The organism is Streptomyces sp. LaBMicrA B280 (assembly GCF_049222185.1).
Classification (GTDB): Bacteria; Actinomycetota; Actinomycetes; order Streptomycetales; family Streptomycetaceae; genus Streptomyces; species Streptomyces murinus.
This window is the reverse complement of sequence record NZ_JBMJCT010000028.1, coordinates 46,516-65,426: the sequence shown is the minus strand read 5'-3', so window position 1 is coordinate 65,426 and position 18,911 is coordinate 46,516. Positions and strand designations below refer to the sequence as shown.

The 18,911-nt window shown below is 69.1% G+C and carries 14 protein-coding genes and 2 pseudogenes; 14 read left to right on the top strand and 2 right to left on the bottom strand.

Features of this window, described 5'->3' with window-relative positions; translation table 11 throughout:
• Positions 1 to 11: 11 nt before the first annotated feature.
• Genes ACLF5H_RS23640 through ACLF5H_RS23630 form a run of 3 tightly spaced genes read left to right on the top strand, consistent with a single transcriptional unit; the run spans position 12 to position 3,302 of the window.
• Entirely contained in the window at positions 12 to 1,178 is a 1,167-nt protein-coding gene (locus ACLF5H_RS23640; RefSeq protein WP_421678023.1) for a toxic anion resistance protein, read from the top strand.
• Positions 1,175 to 2,713 carry a substrate-binding domain-containing protein gene (locus ACLF5H_RS23635; protein ID WP_421678022.1) on the top strand — a complete coding sequence of 513 codons (1,539 nt, stop codon included), beginning with the start codon at positions 1,175 to 1,177 and terminating at the stop codon, positions 2,711 to 2,713. Before ACLF5H_RS23640 ends, ACLF5H_RS23635 begins: the two co-directional genes overlap by 4 nt.
• Positions 2,700 to 3,302 (top strand): hypothetical protein, encoded by a 603-nt coding sequence (locus ACLF5H_RS23630; protein WP_421678021.1) that lies wholly within the window; start codon positions 2,700 to 2,702, stop codon positions 3,300 to 3,302. The genes ACLF5H_RS23635 and ACLF5H_RS23630 overlap by 14 nt, the downstream gene beginning before the upstream one ends.
• Before the next feature lie 129 nt (positions 3,303 to 3,431).
• Here ACLF5H_RS23630 and ACLF5H_RS23625 read toward each other — a convergent pair whose 3' ends face one another.
• A complete protein-coding gene (locus ACLF5H_RS23625) occupies positions 3,432 to 5,252 on the bottom strand; it encodes a phosphoenolpyruvate carboxykinase (GTP) (RefSeq protein WP_421678020.1) in 1,821 nt (606 codons plus the stop codon).
• A gap of 289 nt (positions 5,253 to 5,541) precedes the next feature.
• Between ACLF5H_RS23625 and trhA the strand changes: the two genes are divergently transcribed.
• From trhA to ACLF5H_RS23600, 5 genes and pseudogenes are all read left to right on the top strand, one after another.
• Positions 5,542 to 6,255, top strand: coding sequence for a PAQR family membrane homeostasis protein TrhA (gene trhA / locus ACLF5H_RS23620; protein ID WP_421678019.1), 714 nt, complete (start codon positions 5,542 to 5,544; stop codon positions 6,253 to 6,255).
• 92 nt (positions 6,256 to 6,347) lie between these two features.
• Positions 6,348 to 7,669, top strand: a pseudogene (locus ACLF5H_RS23615) (MFS transporter); the annotation flags it as partial.
• A 5-nt stretch (positions 7,670 to 7,674) separates the two neighbouring features.
• On the top strand, positions 7,675 to 8,325 hold the full coding sequence (locus ACLF5H_RS23610; protein ID WP_421678018.1) for a TetR/AcrR family transcriptional regulator: 651 nt from the start codon (positions 7,675 to 7,677) through the stop codon (positions 8,323 to 8,325).
• 33 nt (positions 8,326 to 8,358) lie between these two features.
• On the top strand, positions 8,359 to 9,102 hold the full coding sequence (locus ACLF5H_RS23605) for a Mut7-C RNAse domain-containing protein (protein ID WP_421678017.1): 744 nt from the start codon (positions 8,359 to 8,361) through the stop codon (positions 9,100 to 9,102).
• 48 nt (positions 9,103 to 9,150) lie between these two features.
• On the top strand, positions 9,151 to 9,498 hold the full coding sequence (locus ACLF5H_RS23600; RefSeq protein ID WP_421678016.1) for a hypothetical protein: 348 nt from the start codon (positions 9,151 to 9,153) through the stop codon (positions 9,496 to 9,498).
• A 58-nt stretch (positions 9,499 to 9,556) separates the two neighbouring features.
• On the opposite strand, the pseudogene ACLF5H_RS23595 reads toward ACLF5H_RS23600, so the two are convergent.
• Positions 9,557 to 11,610: pseudogene (locus ACLF5H_RS23595) on the bottom strand (thioredoxin domain-containing protein).
• Between the two features lie 839 nt (positions 11,611 to 12,449).
• On the opposite strand from ACLF5H_RS23595, the gene ACLF5H_RS23590 reads away from it, so the two are divergent.
• The 6 genes from ACLF5H_RS23590 (at position 12,450) to ACLF5H_RS23565 (ending at position 18,548) form a co-directional block, all read left to right on the top strand.
• The gene (locus ACLF5H_RS23590) at positions 12,450 to 13,457 is read left to right on the top strand and encodes a cupin-like domain-containing protein (RefSeq protein WP_421678015.1); all 1,008 of its coding nucleotides are present in this window, start codon (positions 12,450 to 12,452) and stop codon (positions 13,455 to 13,457) included.
• Positions 13,458 to 13,544: 87 nt separating this feature from the next.
• On the top strand, positions 13,545 to 15,341 hold the full coding sequence (locus ACLF5H_RS23585) for a non-ribosomal peptide synthetase (RefSeq protein ID WP_421678014.1): 1,797 nt from the start codon (positions 13,545 to 13,547) through the stop codon (positions 15,339 to 15,341).
• Between the two features lie 15 nt (positions 15,342 to 15,356).
• Entirely contained in the window at positions 15,357 to 15,542 is a 186-nt protein-coding gene (locus tag ACLF5H_RS23580) for an MbtH family protein (protein ID WP_421678013.1), read from the top strand.
• 26 nt (positions 15,543 to 15,568) lie between these two features.
• The gene (locus tag ACLF5H_RS23575; protein ID WP_421678012.1) at positions 15,569 to 16,399 is read left to right on the top strand and encodes a DUF6071 family protein; all 831 of its coding nucleotides are present in this window, start codon (positions 15,569 to 15,571) and stop codon (positions 16,397 to 16,399) included.
• 28 nt (positions 16,400 to 16,427) lie between these two features.
• A complete protein-coding gene (locus ACLF5H_RS23570) occupies positions 16,428 to 17,480 on the top strand; it encodes a TauD/TfdA family dioxygenase (RefSeq protein ID WP_421678011.1) in 1,053 nt (350 codons plus the stop codon).
• Between the two features lie 93 nt (positions 17,481 to 17,573).
• Positions 17,574 to 18,548, top strand: coding sequence for a methyltransferase domain-containing protein (locus tag ACLF5H_RS23565; protein WP_421678010.1), 975 nt, complete (start codon positions 17,574 to 17,576; stop codon positions 18,546 to 18,548).
• Positions 18,549 to 18,911: the final 363 nt, after the last annotated feature.

The window sequence follows — 18,911 nt, the reverse complement described above, 5'->3', positions numbered from 1 at the left end:
GGGAGCAACAAATGACAGACAACGAAGGGGACTTCGTCCTCACACCGCCCGAGGCGGTCGCGCCCGTGCCCAGGGAGAAGGCGGGCGGTCTCGTGCCCGTCGAGGACGGGGTACGTACCGAAATGGGCCGCAAGGCCTCCGCGTTCGTCGGGGAGCTGGCGCGACTCGACGCCAGTTCACCGGAGTTCACCGGGAAGGTCGGCGAGATCACCGCGCTGGGCGCCGGGGAGATGCGCACCGCCGCCGCCCAGTCCAACCGGATGCTGGAGCGGGCCGTGCGCAGCCTGCCCGACCGGGGCCAGGACGCTCAGGCGCGGGTCGCCGGTTCGCTGGTGGAGCTGCGCCGGGTGGTGGAGGACCTGGATCCGCGGGACCTGCCCGCGGGCCGCGGGCGCCGCTTCCTCTCCCGGCTGCCCGGCGGCAACAGGCTGCGCGACCATCTCGCCAAGTACGCCTCCGCGCAGGGCACGTTGAACCGGATCGTCGGCGGGCTGCGCGGCGGCCAGGACGAACTGCGCCGGGACAACGCCGCGTTGGGGACCGAGCGGGTCCGGCTGTGGGAGACCATGGGCAAGCTCCAGGAGTACGTGGTGCTCACCGAGGCCCTGGACGCGGCCGTCGAGGAGCACATCGCCCGGACCGCCGACCCGCAGGAGGCGGACGCGCTGCGCGCCGATGTGCTCTTCCCGGTGCGGCAGAAGCACCAGGACCTACTGACCCAGCTGGCGGTGTGCGCCCAGGGCTACCTCGCCATGGACGTGGTGCGCCGCAACAACGACGAGCTGATCAAGGGCGTCGACCGGGCCGCGACCACCACCGTCTCCGCGCTGCGCATCTCGGTGATGCTGGCCGCCGCGCTGGACGACCAGAAGAAGGTGATCGAGCAGGTCGACGCGTTGCGCGGGACCACCGAGGAGCTGATTCGGGGCAACGCGGAGATGCTCGCCACGCAGAGCGGCGAGATCCAGCGGATCGCCGCCGACCCGGCGGTCGGCGTGGAGACCCTGCGCTCGGCGTTCCAGCAGATCTACCGCACCCTCGACACCATCGACGGCTACAAGGTACGGGCGACCGAGGTGATGGCCGCCACGGTCCGCTCCCTGACCGACGAACTGGAAGGCGCCACCGCCTACTTGGAGCGCAGCCGGGCACAGGGCGCGCTGGAGGGACCGGCATGAGACGACGCGGCGTACTCGCCCTGGCCGCCGCCGCGGCGGTCCTGCTCGGCGGCTGCACCTCGCCGCCGCACCGGGACGACCCGGCGGCGCCCAAGCCCGGCACCCTGCGGGTGCTGGCCTCCAGCGAACTCAGCGACATGACGGCCGTGTTCGACCGGGTGCGCAAGGACACCGGCATCACGATCCGGCCCACCTACATGGGCACCCTGGACGCCGTGGACCTGGTGGCCCGGGGCAAGGCCGACGGGCGGTACGACGCGCTGTGGCTGTCCTCGGACGACGCGCTGCGGCTGCGGCCCGAGGCGGCGAAGCGGGTGGTCTCCGAGACTCCGGTGATGTCCAGCCCGGTCGCCATCGGCGTGAAGCCGGCCACGGTCAAGGCCCTCGGCTGGAAGCCGGAGCTGGTCACCTGGACGCAGATCGAACAGGCCGTGCGGGACGGCAGGTTGACGTACGGCATGACCGATCCGGCGCGCTCCAACTCCGGCTTCGCCACGCTGGTCTCGGTCGCCTCGGCGATGTCCGGCGCCCAGTCGGCGCTCACCGACGCCGATGTCGCGAAGGCCACGCCCCGGCTGACGGAGTTCTTCAAGGGGCAGAAGCTGACCTCGGGTTCCTCGGGCTGGCTGGCCACCGCCTACGAGCGGCGCGGCAACGTCAACGCGCTGTTCAACTACGAGTCGGTCCTGGCGGGCATCCCGGGCCTGACCGTGATCCGCCCCCGGGACGGCGTGGTCACCGCCGACTACCCTCTCTCCTCGCTGGCCTCGGCGGACGAGGGCACCCGCGAGGAGGTCCGGCGGGTGACCGCGGAGCTGCGCGGCGACGCCGTGCAGCAGCTGATCACCGACACCACGCACCGCCGCCCGGTGGTCCCGGCGGTGCCGCCCGCCGCCGGGCTCGGCACCGGCCGACGGCGTGAACTGCCCTTCCCCGGCAGCCGTTCCGTCGCCGACGGCCTCATCGCGTCGTACGAGAACAAGCTGCGCCGCCCCTCCCGCACGGTGTACGTCCTGGACACCTCGGGCTCGATGGACGGCGACCGGATCAAGGCGCTGAAGGCGGCGCTGACCGCGCTCACCGGTGACTTCCGGGACCGGGAGGAGGTGACGCTGATGCCGTTCGGCTCGACGGTGAAGAGCGTGCGCACCCATGTGGTCGACCCGAAGGACCCGAAGGCGGGCCTGGCCGCCATCCGCCGGGACACCGACGCGCTCAGCGCCGACGGCGGCACCGCGATCTACACCTCGCTGGAGCAGGCGTACGACCATCTCGGCGGCGGCACCGACACGTTCACCTCGATCGTGCTGATGACCGACGGGGAGAACACCGCGGGGGACGAGGCCTCGGACTTCGACGGCTTCTACCGGGGGCTCGACGGCGCGCGGCGGGACACCCCGGTCTTCCCGATCCTGTTCGGCGACTCCTCGCGCGCCGAGCTCCAGCACATCGCCGAGCTGACCGGCGGCCGCCTCTTCGACGCCCGGCAGGGCTCACTGGACGGCGCCTTCGAGGAGATCCGTGGCTACCAGTAGGGTCCTCGGCTACCTGGAGTCCCGCAAGAACCTCACCGGCGCCGGGTGCGGTCTCGCCGGTCTGGTGCTGACCTTCACCGGGGTCGCGGGGCCGTACTGGCCGGTGGTGGTCGCGGGGCTGTACGGCGCGGGCGCGCTGCTCGCCCCGCCGGAGCGGCCCGCGCCGCCCGACTTCCCGAGCCCGTCGGCCCAACTGGAGGGGATCCGGGCCGACTTCGAGAAGCTGGAGGGGTATCTCGCGGACCTCGACCTGCCGTCGGCCGCCGCGGGCACCCTCACCGCGCTGACCGAGCTGCTGGGCGCGCTGCTGGCGCCGGGCTGGGTCGCCGAGGCCCTCGCCCAGGACCCGGAGGGCGTGCACGCCGTCTCCCGGGCGGTGCGCAGGGACGTGCCGGAGGCCGTGGACGCGTTCGTACGGACCCGCTGGTGGACCCGGCTGACCCCGGGCACGGAGCCCCCGGAGCGGCATCTGGAGCGCCAGTTGGGCCTGTTGAAGGAGGAGGCCGAGCAGCTGGCGTCGGCGCTGCGGGACGCGGAGGCCCGGCGGCAGGAGTCGCACACGCGGTATCTGGAGGACCGTCGGCAGTAGCCCCGCGGGGGAACGCCCGAGGGCCCCGCACGCCATTGTGCGGGGCCCTCTGCGGGTTTCCGCGGCCGGCCTTCGTGACGACTATTGCTGGTCAGGGCTAGTCGGACCGGCCGCGGAGCTTCTCGGGGCTCAGCCCAGGCGCTCGACCAGCGCGCGGTACTGGTCCCACAGCTCCTTCGGGGTGTGCTCGCCGAAGGTGTCGAGGTGCGCGGGCACCAGCGCGGCCTCCTCGCGCCAGACCTCCTTGTCGACCGTGAGCAGGAAGTCCAGGTCGGAGTCGGACAGTTCGAGGCCGTCGGTGTCCAGCGCCTCCTTGGTCGGCAGCACACCGATCGGGGTCTCGACGCCCGCGGCCTTGCCGTCCAGGCGCTCCACGATCCACTTCAGGACGCGGGAGTTCTCGCCGAAGCCGGGCCAGACGAACTTGCCCTCGTCGTTCTTGCGGAACCAGTTGACGTAGTAGATCTTCGGCAGCTTGGACTGGTCCTTGTCCTTGGCCACGTCGATCCAGTGCGCCATGTAGTCGCCCATGTTGTAGCCGCAGAACGGCAGCATGGCGAACGGGTCGCGGCGCAGCTCGCCGACCTTGCCCTCGGCCGCCGCGGTCTTCTCGGAGGCCACGTTGGCGCCGAGGAAGACGCCGTGGTCCCAGTCGAAGGACTCGGTCACCAGCGGCACCGCGCTGGCGCGGCGGCCACCGAAGAGGATCGCGGAGATCGGCACGCCCTTGGGGTCCTCCCACTCGGGCGCGATGATCGGGCACTGCGAAGCGGGCACGGTGAAGCGGGCGTTGGGGTGGGCGGCCGGGGTGTCGCTGTCCGGCGTCCAGCCGTTGCCCTTCCAGTCCGTGAGGTGGGCCGGGGTCTCCTGGGTCATGCCCTCCCACCAGACGTCGCCGTCGTCGGTGAGCGCCACGTTGGTGAAGACGGAGTTGCCCCACAGGGTCTTCATGGCGTTGGCGTTGGTGTGCTCGCCGGTGCCGGGCGCGACACCGAAGAAGCCCGCCTCGGGGTTGATCGCGTACAGGCGGCCGTCCTCGCCGAAGCGCATCCAGGCGATGTCGTCGCCGATGGTCTCCACGGTCCAGCCGGAGACGGTGGGCTCCAGCATGGCGAGGTTGGTCTTGCCGCAGGCGCTCGGGAAGGCGGCGGCCACGTACTTGGACTCGCCCTGCGGCGGGGTGAGCTTGAGGATCAGCATGTGCTCGGCGAGCCAGCCCTCGTCACGGGCCATGACGGAGGCGATGCGCAGCGCGTAGCACTTCTTGCCGAGCAGGGCGTTGCCGCCGTAGCCCGAGCCGTACGACCAGATCTCGCGCGCCTCGGGGAAGTGGGAGATGAACTTGGTCCGGCTGCACGGCCACGGCACGTCGGCCTGGCCCGCCTCCAGCGGGGCGCCCACGGAGTGGACGGCCTTGACGAAGAAGCCGTCCTCGCCCAGCTCGTCCAGGACGGCCTGGCCCATGCGCGTCATCGTGCGCATGGAGACGGCGACATAGGCGGAGTCGGTGATCTCGACACCGAGCGCGGACAGCGGGGAGCCGAGCGGGCCCATGCAGAACGGGACGACGTACAGGGTGCGGCCGCGCATGGAGCCGCGGAACAGGCCCTTGTCGCCGGCGAAGATCTCCCGCATCTCGGCGGGGGCCTTCCAGTTGTTGGTCGGGCCCGCGTCCGCCTCCTTCTCGGAGCAGATGAAGGTGCGGTCCTCGACGCGCGCCACGTCGGTCGGGTCGGAGGCGGCGAGGTAGGAGTGCGGGCGCTTGATCGGGTCGAGTTTCCTGAAGGTGCCTTTGGTCACGAGCTCCTCGCACAGGCGCTCGTACTCGGCCTCGGATCCGTCGCACCAGACCACGTTGTCCGGCTGCGTCAGTTCGGCGATCTCGTTGACCCAGGAGATCAGTTCCTGGTGGCGGGTGGGAACGCTGGTAGCCGAGTTGTCGCGCGCCACGGTTGCTCCTAAGTGAGGGATTTTGTCCTTGTTCGCCCCGTGGGGGCTGCGACCCGGACGCTTCGCTGTCGCTCATCCGGTGCCGACTGCACTCATTTGATCATCCGCCCGGAGTGCCCATCTGTCCAGGGGGTCTCACAGGTGAGCGAAGTGAGGTGAACCACGCTTCCTGCGGCGTTTGCGTTTTCTTTGCGTCTGTCTTGATTTCAGCTGAACGTCTTTTTGCGCCCACCCGACCAAGGCATGCCCCTCACATCCGATTTACGGAGGCGTAGGTACCATGCGGCGCATGACTGCGTCCGTCCCCGACGCGCCCAATGACACTGCGGCCGGCGGCCGCGGTCCCCTGGCGCTCTCCCTGCCGCATCCGATCAAACCGAGGCTGCGCGGCTGGCTGCACCTCGGCATGTTCCCGGCCGTACTGATCGCGGGACTTGTGCTCACCGCCCTCGCCGACTCGACCAGAGGCCGCATCGCCTGCGGGATCTACGTCCTCACGGCCTGCCTGCTGTTCGGCGTCAGCGCGCTGTACCACCGGGGCGACTGGGGCCCGCGGATGGGCGGCCTGCTGCGCCGGCTCGACCACGCCAACATCTTCCTGATCATCGCGGGCACTTACACCCCGCTCACGATGCTGCTGCTGCCCGGCGCCAAGGGTCAGTGGCTGCTGTGGGGCATCTGGGCCGCGGCGGCGGCCGGGATCGTCTTCCGGGTCTTCTGGGTCGGCGCCCCGCGCTGGCTCTACACGCCCTGCTACATCGCGATGGGCTGGGCGGCCGTCTTCTTCCTGCCCGACTTCCTGCGCACCGGCGGCATCGCCGTCCTGGTCCTGGTGATCGTCGGCGGGCTGCTCTACAGCGCGGGCGGCGTCGTCTACGGCTTCAAGCGGCCGAACCCGTCACCGCGCTGGTTCGGCTTCCACGAGGTCTTCCACTCCTTCACGCTCGCGGCGTTCGTCGTGCACTACGTGGGGATCTCCCTGGTGGCGTACCAGCACGCGTAGCCCCCCTCCCGCCCCTCAGGCCACGGCTCATCCGAGCCGTGGCCATTTTTCATGCCCGGTAGACTCCCATCGATTGACATTGACTTGATTTTGACAGCTACTCTCATTCCTTCGCCGCGCTGATGCTCCCGGCGGGCCTGCTCGGCGACCGGTTCGGGCGGTGCCGGATGCTGATCACCGGACTCGGCGTCTTCCTGGCGGGCTCGGTGCTCGGCGCCCTGGCCGGGGACGTGAACGCGGTGATCGCCGCCCGCGCGGCGATGGGCATCGGCGCGGCGATGGGCGTCGGCGCGGCGCTGATCATGCAGCTGTCGCTGGCCGTGCTCCCGGCCCTGTTCGGCCCGGACGAGCGGGGCAGGCGATCGGCATGATCTCCGCCGCCTCCGCGCTCGGCATCGGCGTCTGCCTCCTGCTGCTCCCGGAGACCCGGGACCCTTCGGGACCGAAGGTCGACCTGCTGTCCACGGCGCTCATCGCGGCCGGCCTCGGCGCCCTGATCTACGCCGTCATCGAGGCCCCCGACCACGGCTGGACCGACCCCCTGGTACTCGCGATGTTCGCGGCCGCCGCCGTCCTGCTGCTCGCCCCGGTCCTGCGCGAACGCCGCTCGCCCCGCCCGATGCTCGACATGTCCCTGCTCGCCCGGCGCGGTTCCCTGCTCAACACGGTCGCCGCGACCCTGGTGATGTTCGTACTGTCCGGGCTGATGTTCACGGTGCCGACGACCTACCTCCAGGCGGTCCTCGGGCGCGACGCCTTCGCCACCGGGGTCCGGCTGCTGCCGTTGTCCCTCGGGCTGATGGTCGCGGCCAGGGGCGCCCAGGCGGCCGTGCTCCGGTTCGGGGCGCGCGCGGTGGTCAGCGCGGGCCTGGTGGTGCTGGCCTTCGCCGCCCTGCTCGGGACCCGTACGACGGCCGACTGCGGCTACGGCTTCATCGCGCTGTGGCTCTCGCTGACCGGGCTCGGCTTCGGCTTCGCGGTCGTACCGGCGATGGAAGGGGCGCTCGGGGCGCTGCCCGCGGACCGGGCCGGCTCAGGATCCGGGCTGCTGATGACCCTGCGGCAGGTCGGCGGCGCCATCGGCATCGCCCTGCTGGGCAGCCTGCTCGCGAGCGCCTTCCGGGACCGCCTCGACGTCGCCGGGCTGCCGTCCCCGGCCGCGCACACGGCGCGGGAGTCGGTCGTCGCCGCCCACGCGGTCGCCGTACGCACCCACGCGCCCCGCCTCGCGGCCTCCGCGGACGCCGCCTTCACGCACGGCATGAGCCTGGTGCTGCTGGTGTGCGGCATCGCCTCCCTGGCGGCGGCCCTGCTCGCGGCCCTGCTGCTGCCGGACACCCCGGTCGCCCGACGCGAGGGAGCGGGCGAGGGAGCCTCGGCCATGGCCGCCCCGGCCGCCGATGCCGGACAATGACCGGCATGACGGCCGCACGCCCCACCAGCACCTCCCCCGACCGCGCCCGCACCGAGGAACCTCGTCTCGGCCTGCGGGAGCGCAAGAAGATCAAGACCCGGGAGGCGATCCGCGGGGCGACGTACGCCCTGATCGAGGAGCAGGGGTACGACGCCACGACGATCGACCAGATCGCCGACCGGGCGGAGGTGTCGCCGTCGACGGTCTTCCGGTACTTCCCCACCAAGGAGGACATCGTCCTCACCGACGAGTTCGACGCGGTCATGCTGGAGGAGATCAGGCGACGGCCCGCCGAGGAGCCCTGGGCCGACACCATCCGGTACGTGCTGCGGCGCGCCGTCCAGGTCGGGGCGGAGGAGGACCCGGCGGTCTCCCGGCTGCGCACCCGGCTGATGGTCCAGGTCCCGGCGGTGCGCTCGCGGGTGATGGAGAGCATGTCGGTGACCGGGCACATGCTGTGCCGGGCCGTCGCCGAGCGCACCGGCCGCGACCCCGGCGACCTGGAGGTGCGGGTCTACGCCATGTCGCTGATCGGCGGCCTGATGGAGACCACCATGTACTGGGCCGAGCACGGCCACCAGGAGGATCTGCGGGTCCTGATCGACCGCTCCCTGGACGTCCTGGAGCAGGGCCTGCCGGGCGCCGGAAACCACTGAGCCCGCTCGCTGTCGGCGTGCCATGCTGACGGGGTGAACGGAACCGAGATCCGCGTCGAAGTCGCCCCCGAGCTGCACCTGTTCGTCCCGTCGGCCCGGCGCGCGGGCGCCACCGCGCTCGGCACCGACGGCGTCTCGACGCTCGGCCATGTCATCGAGTCCCTCGGCGTGCCGCTGACCGAGGTCGGCGCGCTGGTCGTGGACGGCCGCGAGGTGCCGGTCTCGCACATCCCACGCGCGGGCGAGAGCGTGCGCGTCCAGCCGGTGGCGCGCCCCCAGCGGGTGCCCGGCGCCCCGCTGCGCTTCCTCCTCGACGTCCACCTCGGCACCCTGGCCCGTCGGCTGCGGCTGCTCGGCGTCGACGCGGCGTACGAGTCCACCGACATCGGCGACCCGGCGCTGGCCGCGCGCTCGGCGGCCGAGCGGCGGGTGATGCTCAGCCGCGACCGGGGGCTGCTGCGCCGCCGCGAGCTGTGGGCCGGCGCGTACGTCTACAGCACCCGGCCCGAGGAGCAACTCCAGGACATCCTCGGCCGGTTCGCCCCCGAACTGCGCCCCTGGACCCGCTGCACGGCCTGCAACGGGCTGCTGCGGACCGCCACCAAGGAGGAGGTCGCCGACCAGCTCAAGGGCGGCACCGAGCGGTCGTACGACGTCTTCGCGCAGTGCGGGTCCTGCGGGCGCGCGTACTGGAAGGGCGCGCATCACGACCAGCTGGAGGCGGTCGTGGAGCGGGCGTTGAGCATGCGTACCCAGGGGAGTACTCAGGGCGGTTGAGTAGCCGGACCGCTGCCCCGGGCCGGGGCCGCGCGGTGGGATGGGGCCATGAACACCACGACTGAGCAGCCGGTGGCGGCCCTCACCCCGCGCCAGAAGGACCGCCTCATCAGCGGCTGGGCGATCGCCGGACTGCTTCTGCTGCTGCCGATCGTCGTCCTGTCCTGGGCGGTCGTGCTCTCCGGCGAACGCGGCACCCGGTGCGTGATGTACGGCGAGGGGTGCTCGACCGTCCCCGGTTCGGCGCTCTACGGCGCCTTCTCGCTGGCCCTCGTCGCGGGCATCGCGGCTCTGGTCTGGCCCAGGGGCCGGGGGACGTACTCCCGGGCCTGGGCCGTGTGCGTGCAGTGGGGCGCGCAGCTCACGCTGGGGGCGATGATCCTCAGCGACGCGTGACGCCGTCGGTTCGGGGGCCTTTCGGTTCAAGGGCCTTTCGGTACAAGGGCCTTTCGGTTCAGGGGCTTTGGAGGGCAGCGCGGAGCCGGTCCGGGTCGGTGGTCGGGGCGTCGCAGGTGAAGCCGCGGCAGACATAGGCGGCCGGCTGCCCGGAGACGAGTGGACGGTCGGCGAGCAGCGGGAACTCCTCGCCGTCCGGGGTGCCGACGGCGACGACCGCGCCCGGGGCGGTACCCAGAAGTGCCGTACGGTGCAACTCCGTTGTCGCCGGATCGGTGAGCGAAGGACCGACGACCGCGATCTCCCGGGGCCCGTCCAGCAGCGCCTCCGCGACGGCGAGCCCCCAGCCGATGAACCGCGGTACCCGCGGGCCAAGAGCCTGTACGACGCCCAACGCCCGCTCGGCGGCGGTCCGATGGGCCTCGGAGCCGGTGTGCGCGGCATAGCCGAGCAGCGCGCCCGCGGCGGCCGACCAGCCGGAGGGGGTGGCGTTGTCGGTGGGGTCCTGGGGACGGCGGATGAGCTGTTCGGCGTCGACGGCGGTGTCGTAGAGCGCGCCGGTCCCGGGGTCGGTGAAGCGGGCGAGCACATGGTCGACGAGCAGTCCGGCGAACTCCAGCCAGACACCCTCGCCGGTCACGGAGGCGAGCGCGAGGAAGCCCTCGGCGACGTCCGCGTAGTCCTCCAGCACACCGGCGTTGGCGCCGACCCGGCCGTCCTTGCTGGTGCGGGCGAGCCGGGCGTGCTCGTCGAGATGCACCCGCACCAGCAGATCGGCCGCGCCGAGGGCGGCCTCGGTCAGGTCGGGGCGGTCGAAGTAGGCGCCGGTCTCGGCGAGGGCGGCGATCGCGAGCCCGTTCCAGGCGGCGACCACCTTGTCGTCCCGGCCGGGCGCGGACCGCCGCGCGCGGGCGTCGAGCAGCCGGCGCTTGACGGAGGCGATCTTCTCGGCGTCGAAAACGCCTTCGTCCTGCGGGAGCTGGAGGACGGACTGGCCGTGCTCAAAGGTGCCCTCGTCGGTGACACCGAAGAACTGCGCGGCGAGCCGGGCATCGGCCTCGCCGAGTACGCCGGTCAGCTGCTCGGGCGTCCAGACGTAGTACGCCCCCTCGACATGCCGCCCGTCGGCGTCGTCGCTGTCGGCGTCGAGGGCGGACGCGAATCCCCCTTCGTCCGTGCGCAGTTCGCGGACCATGAAGTCGGCGGTCTCCAGCGCCACCCGCCGGGCGAGTTCGGAGCCGGTCGCCCGCCACAGGTGCGCGTACACACGGCACAGCAGGGCGTTGTCGTACAGCATCTTCTCGAAGTGCGGCACGATCCAGTCGCGGTCGACGGAGTACCGGGCGAACCCGCCGCCGAGCTGGTCGTAGAGCCCGCCGCGGGCCATTCGCTCGCAGGTGTCCTGGGCCATCTGGAGCGCGCCCTCGGCGCCGGTGCGCGCGTGGTGGCGCAGCAGGAACTCCAGCGCCATGGACGGCGGGAACTTGGGCGCGCCGCCGAATCCGCCGCGCTGCGCGTCGTACTCACGGGTCAGCCCGAGCAGCGCCTGGGCGAGTTCCTGTTCGCCGGGCGGCCGGGTGCCCTGGTGGCCGATCTCCCGCTGCGCGAGATCGCGCACGATCTTCCCGGCGACCTCCCCGACCTCGTCACGCCGGGTGCTCCACGCCTGCCGGACCCCCTCCAGCACCTGCCGGAAGGACGGCATCCCGTGCCGGGGCGCGGGCGGGAAGTAGGTGCCGAAGTAGAACGGTTCGGCATCCGGGGTCAGGAAGACGGTCATCGGCCATCCGCCCTGCCCGGTGGCGGCTTGCACCGCCTCCATGTACACGGCGTCGACGTCCGGCCGCTCCTCGCGGTCGACCTTCACGCTGACGAAGTGGGCGTTGAGGTAGTCCGCGGTGTCCTGGTCCTCGAAGGATTCATGGGCCATGACATGGCACCAGTGGGCTGACAGAAACGTAAGTGACAGGACGCATAGCCCACACTCAAGAGGATGGGTACGTCCCGCCGCTTCGCTTCTGTCATCGCCTCCTCTCCCCAAGGCCACCAGTCCACTGGATTGGAGGCGTGCTGGAGCAGATAAGGCGACTGGGACTCGGCCAGTCGATTCATAACGGCATCGTCGCACGATCCACAGCGTCCGGCCCAGCTTCCGAGGGGTGGGGCGACACCGAAGTCCGTCCGCGCGGCGGATACCGTCCCCCGTCGGTCGGTGAGGGGCGATGAGGGCGAACACCCTTGCGATCCGGTGCCGCACTCGGCGCCGCCCGTCACGGGCATCACGGAACCGCGGACAGGGCCATTTCGAATCGACGGCGGCCGGTGAGCTTCCGGAACGCCGGGGAGGATGTTCGATGCGACATGCGCAACGCACCCCACCTGCCTGGATCTGTGTATTTAACAGTGCCACCAGTGGGCTGACAGAATGAGTACGTCACGCGGCGATCGCCGTCCATCACCGCATCGGCAACGACTTGTCGCCGCATCTCGGCCGCTTTCGGGATATTCGTCGGCACCGCCGCCGCGCAGAACCCACGACCTGAACGCCGCCCGCGCCCACCGCATTTATCCGGATCTGCGAGCGCCGGGGCGTCCCCGTCCCGCACATCCCGGCCTGCAACTGGCGTACGCCGACATCAACTTGTGATGCACACCACTTGGAAGTTCAGTTGCGACGGGCGGACCACCCCTGTTTGATGTTCGAAGAATTGACGTATGTCCATGGAGTTCGTGCGGATAGTGTCGGCTGGGGGGCCTTGATGCAGCGCGTCATCGCGCACACCACGTCGGTCCACGGATTCCCAGGAACCCGCTCCGTAATGCGGGCTATTCGCAGTCCTGTCACTGTTCCACCCCACAGCGTTGGTGGCGTGCAATTCCAAGGACGGTCGCCCGGGCGGATTCGCGCGACGTCGGAACGCTGACTTTCCATACAGCGCCAGGAGGACAAGGTGACCACAATTTCCAGTAGCGCGGACTCCCGTCAACGCGGCACCTCGGACGCTGACCCGAGTGAGGCACTCCGGCAGGCCGGCATCGATGTGCGGCCCATTCCCCGGGCCGCCGACGAGTCGCCCGCCGGACTTCGGCGAGCCGTCAGGCAACGGGACACTCCTCTGATCTTCAGGGGCCTGGCCGAGAACTGGCCCGCCCGTCAGGCGTGGGATCCCGAGCGACTGCGCGAGACCCATGGACAGCGCGAGGTCACCGCGTTGATGGGCCTGCCCACCGATGGCGTGCTCTATCCGAAGGACCAGAAACACTACGAACGCACCTTGGGCTTCGGCGAGTTCATCGACGCCATGCTGGACGAGGATCGAGACGGGCCCTGCTATCTGGCATACCAGCGGGCCGCGGAACTCCTGGACCCCTCGGACTGCGACTTCACGTCCCTGCTGGGCTCCACCGGGCAGCAAGCCACGGACACCCGGGTATGGATCGGCTCCTCGGGCACCCGCTCCATGCTGCACTCCGATCTCAAGGACAATCTGTTCTGTCAGATCTGGGGCACCAAGACGGTGACGCTCCTGCCCTGGCGGGACAGCCGCGCCGCCTATCCCTTCCCCGACAACCTGGTCAACAGCCAGATCGACGTGGCGCGTCCGGATGTGGCCCGTCATCCCCTGCTGCGTGACGTCACGTTCTACAGCACCACGGTCGGCCCCGGCGACATCGTCTTCATCCCTCGCGGCTGCTGGCACGACATCCGCTCGCACACGCCGTCGGTGTCGGTCAACCACTGGTTCGGCGCGTCCCAGAGCTTCACCGAGTACCTGGCACTGCTGGGCCGGCTCGGGCCGTCGTACTGGCAGCGCACCGCCAAGGACTTCATCGAGCACGGTCTGCGTGGCCGCCGCGAGGAGACCCGGTTCTTCTTCTCCCCGCCGTCCACCGGCAAGCGGCTCTATGACGCACTCCGGACAGGAAACTTCTCCGAAGGCAACGACCCTTCCAACTGAGGCAGGGTGGCGGCCGCATGGTGCCGTACGCCCCGTGTCTGAATGATCAGGCCATTCATCTCTATTTCACTTACGGGGAGAGTATCTGTGCTGGAGCGGGTCGACCTGACCATAGCCGCGCACGCCGTCACACAGCCCGACTCGAAGGCGGTCTCCTCCGGCGGTCGCTGGCTGACGTACGGCGAGCTGCATGACCGGGTCGGAGGCGTGGCCGCGGCCCTGACGTCCTGCATCGAGGCCGGCGAGGAACGGCCTGTGGTCGTGATCACCGGACGCAGCGAATGGGCCGTCGTGGCGATGCTCGGCGTCTGGGGTGCCAACTGCGTCTACGTTCCGCTGGCGGCGGGCACTCCCCGCGAGCGCCTGCGGGACATCTTCGAGCGCGTGCAGCCGGCCGCGCTCCTCACCGACCGTGAGAACGCCGAGCAGCTGAAGGGCGTCTGGGACGAGAGCCCCCTGCTCGAGATCGAGCAGACGCTCGACGCGGGTGGATCTCCCCTCGCGGCAGCTCCCCTCGATCCGCGAGGGTCGCAACTCGCCTGCCTGGTGCACACCAGTGGGTCGAGTGGCCCCTCGAAGGGCGTGATGATCGATCATCGCGCGCTGCACAACCTCGTGACGAACGTCGTGGAGCCGTACACGCTCGGGGCCGGGGACCGGGCGCTGCACTTCGGCGCCTTCGGCTGGGACTCCAGCATCGAGGAGGTCATCCTCCCCCTGAGCAAGGGCGCGTCCCTGGTGATGCGCACCGACGAGGCCGACTACGGCGTGCCCCACTTCCTGCACCAGCTGGAGACCCAGTCGGTCTCGCACCTGTATCTGCCGACCTCGTACTGGCACGAGATCTGCCTTGAACTGAGCCGCGGAACGGTGCGGATTCCGTCGTGCGTACGCAGCGTGCTGATCGGCGGGGAAGCCGCGTCCCTGGCCGATCTGGCCACCTGGCGCACATACGTTCCCGGGGATGTCGACCTGTGGAACTGCTACGGGCTGACCGAGACGTGCGTGACCTCCACGGTCTACCTCGACGACAGAGGGCTTCCCGTGGAGCGGTTCCAGGGGATCCCGCTCGGGTCCGCCTGCCCGAGCGTCACCGTGGCTGTACTCGACGAAGAGATGCGGCGTGTGCCGGTGGGCGAGGCCGGCGAGTTGTGCATCGGCGGTCCGGGGGTGGCACGGGGATATTGGGGTGACCCCGTGGCCACGGCGAGGTCCTTCGTACCCGACCCCGGTGGGCAGGGGCGTCTCTACCGGTCCGGTGACCTGGTCAGGCAGGATGAATCCGGCCTGCTGCACTTTGTCGGCCGCGTGGACCGGCAGGTCAAGATCAGGGGCTTCCGCGTCAATCCCGTTGAGGTGGAAGGCGTGTTGAGCCGCCATCCACGGATCAGGAAGGCCTGTGTCCTGGCGCGGACCGAGTCTTCGGGTCTGACCGGGCTGGTGGCCTGTCTTGAGCTCGTCGACGACCGGGACGACACCGAGGATGTCACGGCATTCCTCAAGAGCCGGCTTCCCGAATTCATGGTGCCCAGGACGCTGGAAGTGCACGACGCCTTGCCGTTGCTGCCGAACGGCAAGATCGATGTCAATTCTCTGACGGCCGGTCCGACTCCCGCTGATTCCCCGGCATCGCACCGGCCGACGCACACTGCCGAAAGCGTTCAGGCCATCTGGTGCGAGGTCTTCGGTGTGGAGAGCTGTGACCCGCATGATGATTTCATCGACCTCGGCGGAAACTCGCTCTCCGGCATGCGCATCGCCGCCCGGCTCAACGAATCATTTGATGTAGAGATCCGCCTCAGGGACATATTGGACGCCCGCACGATCTCCGCGATCACCGACCTGATATCAAAGCTCCGCAAGGATGACCTCCGAGGGGAATGAGACATGGAGAATTCCATGACAGCTGGACTGGAATACGCCGTGGTCGTCAACGTCGAGGAACAGTACTCGATCTGGCCGACTCATCAGGACATTCCGGCGGGCTGGCGAGCCCTGGACTTTCGCGGCGAGAAGGCCGAATGCCTCAGTTACATCGAGCGCACATGGACCGATATGCGGCCCCAGAGCATGCGCAGCCGCTAGACGTCGACGACTGAGGGGTGAGTGGCGTGATCCGTACACTCTATGCCAACGGATGCAGTTTCACCGAGGGCAAGGAACTTGAAGAGGAAGACCCGGAGCTGCGCCTGGCCGGACAGAGCAAGGACATTCTGACGCAGACCCAGGTGCGCGCCTATCGGAACAAGAAGGCGTGGCCCAGCCATCTGGGCAGGCTCCTGGATGTCGAGACGGTCATCAACGCGGGACGCAGCGGCGGCTCGAACGCGCGCGCGGTGCGTATGACATACGACTACGTCTGCAGCTACCTCGCCGCCGGCGGCTCGGCCGAAGAACTCCTCGTCTGCATCGGTTTCACGGACCTGGTCAGAACTGAGCGCTTCGAGAGCATGCCCGGGGTCGATGTCAGGTCCGACGCGCCGTTCGATGACGGCTGGAGCCTGATGAAGACCAATCTGTCCACGAAAAAGCATGGTGCGGATCGCGCCGCACTCAAGGTGAATCGATTCTATTACCGGTATCTGTTCACCGAGGAGCAGGCCACCGTCACCTACGTCCAGCAGTTGCTCAACATGCAGTTCTTCCTGACGTCGCTCGGGGTGAGGTTCCATTTTCATGACGCCCTTGCGACGAACGCCGAACCCGTCAACCGGTTTGCTCTGATAACCCAGCATCTGCTCGACTTCATCAAGCCGGGTGCACACCGGTCCGTCCACCCCTCCGGCAAGAAGGAGATGACGTATAAGGACGGGCACACCTTCGAGGAGTGGCTGGTTCGCTCGGGCGCGCCTCGCGCATCGGCACAGCATCCTCTCTCCGAAGCTCACCAGCAATGGGCCAGGCTGCTTCACTCGGAAATGCTGGAAAGCGAAATCATTTGAACCCGTGAGGGAAAAGGGGGAACTCTAGATGCCGGAACCGCAGGGACACCACAGCCCCAGAGAGATCCATCTGACCGCTCCGGTACCGGCAGAAGTTTCGCCGGCGCTGCCCGACTTGCCGCATGTGGAAGAAAAATGGGCGTCCCCCGGACACGAGCTGCCCCTCGTCCTCGAACCCCGCTCCGCCGATGTCCGATTGGTCGACCTGGCCACTGAGTACAGGTCGGAGATCCGGCAGCGCCTGCTCCAGTACGGCGGAATCCTGTTCCGCGGTTTCGCCAACTCCACTCCCGAGACGTTTCGCACGCTCATGACCGCCCTGTCCGGCGACCCCCTCGAGTACATCGAGCGGACCTCGCCACGCCATGAGGTGGGCGACAAGGTCTATACGTCGACCGACTATCCGGCAGCGCAGGAGATCTTCCTGCACAACGAACAGTCGTACAACACGACCTGGCCCCAGCTCATCTTCTTCCACTGCGTCACGGAGCCGGGCTCGGGTGGTGGAACGCCGATCGCCGACTGCCGCAAGATATTCCAGCGCATTTCCGAAGAGACCCGCCGGAAACTACAGGAACGAAAGTATTCTTACGTACGCCATTTCGGGGGGCCGCTCGGGCTCGGCTGGCGCGAGGCCTTCCAGACGGAGGAGCGGAGCGAGGTGGAGAAATATTGCCGGAGCAATGCCATCAGCTTCAGCTGGGGCGACAAGGATGAACTCTCCACCCGACAAATTCGCACGGTCAGCACGCGTCACCCGGTCACGGGCGACGAGACATGGTTCAATCACCTGGTTTTCTTTAACATTCAGATGTTTGATCCCGGCACCAGGAAGGCCATGCTCTCGATGGGCAAGGACCGCCTTCCCAACAATACCTACTACGGCGACGGCGAGGACATCGAACCCGAGATCGTGGAAGAACTGCGTGCCGCCTACCTTGCGGAAAAGGTCGTGGTCCCGTGGCGTGAGGGCGACGTTCTGATGCTCGACAACATGCTCGTGGCCCACGGCCGGGAGTCGTTCAAACCGCCGCGTCAGATCATCGTGGGCATGACTGAGCCGCTTGCGGCCGACAGCTGAGCTCTCTTGTCCTTCGACAAAACTGAAAGGGTACTTCCGATGTCTTCTTCCACGGGTAGCGTTCCGTCTCCTGCCGAATGGACCCGCGGCCCGATGGCGAATCTTTTCTCGTCCTACGTGGCTGCTTCGGCATTGTCCAGCGCGTACCAGCTCGGGCTCCTCGACGAGCTGTCCGAAAAGGGGGAGATTCCGCTCCGCGGCCACAGCGGCCAGCGGCTCGACGTGAATGTGCTGCGCTCCATCTACCGCACGCTGCACTGGGCCCAGGTCGTGGAGATAAAGGACAGCGATCTCGTCATACCGGGCACGCGGTTCGAAGAGGCGTATGCCGCTCGCGGCTACTTCTACTGGCTGGTCAAGGGGTGCGGTGAACTCTTCAGCATCGCGCCGGACGTGACCCACGAAGACCAGCGGACGGGCGACTTCTACCACCGCGACATGAGAGCGGTGGCCATGGGGTCGCGCCACATCGGCGAGGAGGAGGTCGAGAAGCTCTTCGACAAGGTTCTCGCCGATGTGCGGCTCCGGAAGGTCGCCGACCTCGGCTGCGGTTCCGGGCAGCGGCTGATCCGGATCGTCGGCAACCATCCTCAGGCCGACGGTGTGGGTGTGGACATCTCCAACGCGGCCGTTCAGCTGGCCACCGAGTCCGTGCGGGAAGCGGGGCTCTCCGACCAGATCTCCGTGCTGCAGGGCAATGTCCTGGCGCTGACGGCACTGCCCGACTTCGCGGACGTGGACACGATCACCTGCGTCTTCATGGGGCACGACTTCTGGCCGTACGAGAGCTGTGTGAACACTCTGCGCGGACTGCGGAACGCCTTCCCCGCGGCCGAGCGCCTCTTCATCTGCGACGTCGTTCGTACGACCGAGCTGCCGGGCCCGGACACCACCATCTTCACGCTCGGATTCGAAGCGATCCACGCGCTGATGGGGGACTATCTGCCCACGCACGACCAGTGGCTGGAAGCCTTCGCCGAGGGCGGCTGGGAGTGCAGGGCGATCCATCCCACCACCACACCGCCCAACGGATACCTCTTCGAACTGGTCCCCGCGTCGGCGGAGTAACACGGCACGGGGCCGGTTCCGCCGTTCTCGCCGCAGGTCATCGCCGACCTGCGGCGGGCGCGTTCCCGGGGGGAGGCAGAGACGGCGAGCGAGGTCATCGTGCGGTGGCTGACTCTGCTGAAGGGTGCCGCCTGGCACATCGGCGCGGTCCGGGGCGGTCTGCGGCAGCGAAGGTCCCGGACAGCAGCGCCTTTGCCACCAAGGACGAGTCGGCCCGCGCGATGATCCCGCGGAAGAAGCGGAAGAAGCCGGGATCGGCCGCGTCCTGGCCGCCGTACCGAAGTCCCGGCAACCGCACGCTCGCTTCGGCCGTGCCGACCAGAGGGTTCACCGTCCCCGCCGACTTCCTGAACATGGAGCCCG

Excerpts from the sequence above, each read along its gene's own strand:
- ACLF5H_RS23640 (WP_421678023.1), top strand. The coding sequence starts at position 12 with ATGACAGACAACGAAGGGGACTTCGTCCTCACACCGCCCGAGGCGGTC.
- ACLF5H_RS23635 (WP_421678022.1), top strand. The coding sequence starts at position 1,175 with ATGAGACGACGCGGCGTACTCGCCCTGGCCGCCGCCGCGGCGGTCCTG.
- trhA (WP_421678019.1), top strand. The coding sequence starts at position 5,542 with ATGACTGCGTCCGTCCCCGACGCGCCCAATGACACTGCGGCCGGCGGC.
- ACLF5H_RS23610 (WP_421678018.1), top strand. The coding sequence starts at position 7,675 with ATGACGGCCGCACGCCCCACCAGCACCTCCCCCGACCGCGCCCGCACC.
- ACLF5H_RS23600 (WP_421678016.1), top strand. The coding sequence starts at position 9,151 with ATGAACACCACGACTGAGCAGCCGGTGGCGGCCCTCACCCCGCGCCAG.
- ACLF5H_RS23580 (WP_421678013.1), top strand. The coding sequence starts at position 15,357 with ATGACAGCTGGACTGGAATACGCCGTGGTCGTCAACGTCGAGGAACAG.
- ACLF5H_RS23570 (WP_421678011.1), top strand. The coding sequence starts at position 16,428 with ATGCCGGAACCGCAGGGACACCACAGCCCCAGAGAGATCCATCTGACC.
- ACLF5H_RS23565 (WP_421678010.1), top strand. The coding sequence starts at position 17,574 with ATGGCGAATCTTTTCTCGTCCTACGTGGCTGCTTCGGCATTGTCCAGC.